At 55.1% G+C, this 4,587-nt stretch carries 3 protein-coding genes; 1 reads left to right on the plus strand and 2 read right to left on the minus strand.

From position 1 onward, the window contains the following. A partial coding sequence (locus RTK32_RS19205) for an intracellular growth attenuator family protein (RefSeq protein WP_312046798.1) occupies nt 1-2,103 on the minus strand: 2,103 nt, incomplete at its 3' end. Between the two features lie 406 nt (nt 2,104-2,509). On the opposite strand from RTK32_RS19205, the gene nudE reads away from it, so the two are divergent. Continuing rightward, nucleotides 2,510-3,076, plus strand: a complete 567-nt coding sequence (gene nudE / locus RTK32_RS19210) for an ADP compounds hydrolase NudE (RefSeq protein WP_312046799.1) — start codon at nt 2,510-2,512, stop codon at nt 3,074-3,076. An 85-nt stretch (nt 3,077-3,161) separates the two neighbouring features. On the opposite strand, the gene RTK32_RS19215 is transcribed toward nudE, so the two are convergent. Further along, the coding region (locus RTK32_RS19215; protein ID WP_312046801.1) for a penicillin-binding transpeptidase domain-containing protein at nt 3,162-4,587 on the minus strand (1,426 nt) is incomplete at its 5' end.

Raw genomic sequence — 4,587 nt, forward strand, 5'->3', positions numbered from 1 at the left:
CGCGGGGTTGAAACACTTATCGTAATAGTCCTGAATCGCCGTAGTGCGCACGCGATTAAGGTGTATGCGTCTGAGGGCCAGCAGGCTGTTAAGCACAAAACTTAAGGCGACAACCAGCAGCAACAGGCTGGTGCCCAGATAGCGTCCCAGCCGGGTAGCGTCCGGCTCGCTGTGCAGCGCGATATGGCGCGTACCGTTGGCATCTGTGGTCACGCTGGTCACGATACCGCTGGCGGAAAACGGCGTGTGCAGCAGCATTCCTGCCAGTCGTTGCAGCTCTGGCCACTGGTCAGGCGCGTTAAAATCGAACAGGGAAACGCTGGGTGCCTGCTGATTGACCAGCTGATGGCCTTCATCACTGAGGATCAGGAAACCACCAGGCGGCGGGCTATTAAGCGCTTCTGCGGCGCGTCTTGTTTCGCGATAGAAAAACGAAGAGGTGGCAGTGTTAACCAGGTTTTCCAGAGCCTCTGCACTGACCGGCCGCAGCAGCACGTTGGTCCCTGCCAGCGCGCCGGAATCCGCGCGCCGCACCAGCGTTTCCCAGTCCTTGGCATTACCCAAATTGACCAGCGCGTTTTTCAGCCGGACACAATCCTGCTCCTGGCTGCATAAATCCTGAGTCTTCAGCACGATATCGGAAAAGTCATCCAGCAGGATCATCCCTGATTTCTGGATAGCGGTAGCGAGCTGCGGATTAATCTTGGGGTCGGTGTTGTTCTGCGGGTGCAACTGCAGGCTGGTAGTGCTCAGCAAGGCGGTTGCCTTCTCAATAATATCCGACTGCGGCTGGGGCAGGGGAGCGGCATTATTCCAGTAGACGGCCGAACAGTCGAAAGGCATAAACGCGTAGCTACGGTTGCCCTGATAGGTTGACGGGACCGAACACATGCCTTCCCCGTGGACTTTCAGGCTGTCGCCAATGCGTAAGGCGACATTTTCCAGATCGCTGACGCTGTGCACCTGTACGCTCTCGGTACCTTTCAGCCAGGCGATGCTGAGCTTGAGCGGCATACTTAGCGGCACCAGAAATATTAGCAGCGCCAGGACCAGGAGTGACCCCATTGCCAGCACCAGATTTTTGCGCCAGCGGTGGATAGGAAAGTTACGCACCTCATCCTGTAACGACAAGAAGCGGCCCTGACGCACGACCTGACGATTAAGGTAGATATCCACTTCAGTAGGCTGGCCTAAATCGTGTACAACGTAAGGCTGCCAGTGCGCCGGGTAAATCAGATCGATAATGCCCAGTGAAATATTGCTGACCTGTCCTTGATTGGACTCACCGAACAGCCCCCAGCGTTTAGGCGCGCCGCGCAGGCAATGAATCTCCCGCAGATATTTTTTGCCCGGCCGCCGCCAGAGCGACCAGCCGCTGATAAGAATGATGGTCAGCGCGGTCACTACCAGCCACGGCATCATCACCGTTGGGCTAATCAGGCTAAAAAAGAGCACCAGCAGTGCCAGACTGATGGCTACCGCCTCGCGCGTGCCGTCAGGCCGCCTGAGCATATACTCCTCACGCGTCTCTTTACGCACGCTGAGCAGCTCAATATTTTCGCTCTCTTCTTTTCTGATCGAGGCATTTTGCGCCGCAGGCCGCGTAACCGTACCCAATGCGGGCGATTCATAGACGTAGTTCACCAGCGAATGCCCGTTGAGCGAGACGACCAGCGGAATAGTTTGCGTTTTGATCAGCTCAACGTAGTTTTCTTCGGCAATATACTGTTCCCAGAGCGGCGGCAGATGCACTTCAACAGCATCCAGGTAGTAACGCCATTTGTGGGGTTCATCAGTGGAAAGACCGTAACGGGTAATAGAGCGGGTAATCGGATAGACATTACTGCTTTGCGAGGTCAGCGCCAGATTATCGGTTGCGCGCGTGTTGCCGCCGGGAAGCGGAATGCTGCGATGCTTCGCTAAAGAACTGATATAGCGCTCAACGGCTTTGCGCTCTTCGTCGCTCAGTTTGCGAAAAGGTGGACTAATGAATGGCAGCGGTTTCGCCAACGGCGGACGATGCCGCATAGCGTACCAGAAAAAACAACCCGCTCCGATTGAACAGGCCAGCATTACAGCCAATATAATGACTATTGTGCTCATGCTTTTCTCCCTGCCATCCTGCTCCTGCCATTATGCTGGAAATTACCGGCCTGAATCATAGTTATATCGATATTGTGACGGCTTCAGGCAGCGCTGGCAATCCGCGATGCTCAATAAAATAGCGCGCAAAATCATAAAATTAGAATAATAGTAGATAAGCCCCGACCGAGATGGTAACAAGCCAGTTGCGTTAGCAATATCGGTATATTCCTATTTTACCTGTGACGCATTGACTTTTTTAAAACTTTTTAATTACTTAACAGTGAGTTTGTTATAACGGTGTAAAATAATTCATGCGATGATTGGCAACGTTCTTCTGCTGCCGCACAATGGCGTGACTGACGGTAAATTTACCGCGACTGGCGAGCTACTACGCTCATTTTTTTGGCTTTTCCCTGGGGCCACTATGACCGGACAACTGCAAAAACCTAAAATCCTGAATGTCGAAACCGTCGCACGGTCGCGTCTGTTCACCGTGGAGGCCGTGGATTTAGTGTTCAGCAACGGCGTTCAGCGTGTTTATGAGCGGATGAAGCCTTCCGAACGTGAAGCCGTGATGATCGTACCGATTGTGGACAACCATCTTATTCTTATTCGGGAATATGCGGTTGGGCTGGAAAATTATGAGCTGGGATTTCCTAAAGGCCTGATTGATCCGGGTGAAACGCCCGCAGAAGCAGCAAACCGCGAGCTGAAAGAAGAGGTCGGGTTTGGCGCGCATCAGCAGGAATGGCTGGGCAAGCTCACTATGGCACCGTCCTATTTTTCCAGCAAAATGAATATTATCGTGGCAGAGAATCTGTATGAAGAGCAGCTGGAAGGCGACGAGCCTGAACCGCTGCCACAGGTTCGCTGGCCCCTGGATAACCTGATGGCGTTGTTGGCTGAGCCTGATTTTTGCGAGGCTCGCAACGTTAGCGCGCTGTTTATGGTGCGGGAATGGTTGATTCGTCAGGGGCGCCTGAGCTATTAAGGCGCGAAACGAACGGTAAAGGCAGGCTAAAGAAAAGCCCGGTAAAAACCGGGCTTTTTTATTGGTATCAGGCATCGGGCCGCTATCAGAACAGCTCGTGGCTTTCGCCATTGTCCATCAACGTGGTGCCCACATCATGAACCGAATATTCGGTCGGCTGTGTGCCGTTGATAAAGTACTCCTGGCGCGTATTGCCACCGCCATTCGCCAGCTTGCCGGTACGACGATCGATAGTGACGGTCACCACGCCTTCCGGCGGCGTCAACGGCTGCACCGGCACCCCATCCAGCGCGAGCTTCATGTAGTCGTCCCAGGCCGGTTGAGCACTTTTCGCGCCGCCTTCATACCCTGAAATCTGATCTTTGATGGCGCCGGAAGCGGTGGTTCTGCCTAAATCACGGCGATGATCGTCGAATCCAATCCACACCGAAGTGACCACGCCCGGACCATAACCTGAGAACCAGGCATCTTTCGAGCTGTTGGTGGTCCCCGTTTTGCCGCCGATATCGTTGCGCTTCAGATCGCGCCCCGCACGCCAGCCGGTACCCATCCAGCCCGGTTCGCCAAAGATATTGGAGTTCAGCGCGCTTTTAATCAGGAAAGAGAGCGGCGTGTTGATCACGTGCGGCGCGTACTGCTCATCCTGCTGGGGCGGCTGGGAAACCTGCTCAAGCTGCGGCTGTGGAACCACGGCGTTAGCCCCCTGCTGCGACACCGTCGGGTTTTCCACGCTGTCTTCATTCAGCGCTACTGCTTTCTGCGTCTCACCGTAAATGACCGGCAGATGACATTCCGGGCAGGCTACTTTCGGCCTGGCTTCAAACACCATATTGCCGTGTTCATCTTCAATTTTGCTGATGAAGAAGGGATCGACCAGGAAGCCGCCGTTGGCCATTACCGAATAGCCACGCACCATCTGTAATGGCGTAAACGACGCGGAGCCCAGCGCCAGCGATTCGGTGTGCACGATATTCTGTGCAGGGAAGCCAAAACGTTGCAGATACTGTGCGGCGTAATCGACGCCCATCGCACGCATGGCGCGTACCATCACCACGTTTTTCGACTGGCCAAGCCCCTGACGCAGACGGATAGGACCGTCGTAGGTCGCCGGCGAGTTTTTTGGCCGCCAGTCAGCGCCCGAACCGGCATCCCAGCGGGAGATCGGTACGTCGTTCAGAATTGAGGCCAGCGTCAGTCCGCGATCCATCGCGGCGGTATACAGGAATGGTTTGATGTTCGACCCCACCTGACGCAGCGCCTGAGTCGCGCGGTTAAACTTGCTCAGGTTAAAGTCGAAGCCGCCGACCAGTGCACGGACAGCGCCATTGTGCGGGTCGAGCGAAACCAGCGACGAGTTAACGTCCGGCACCTGTGCCAGCCACCAGGCAGTATCCATCTGGCGTACCCAAATCTGCTGGCCTGGCTGCACAACTTCGGTCACGGAGGTCGGAGTACGGCCCTGAACAGTATCGGATTTATAAGGCCGGGCCCAGCGCACGCCGGCCAGATTC

Origin of the sequence: Erwinia sp., assembly GCF_031978025.1 — a bacterium.
In the GTDB taxonomy this organism is placed as follows: domain Bacteria; phylum Pseudomonadota; class Gammaproteobacteria; order Enterobacterales; family Enterobacteriaceae; genus Erwinia.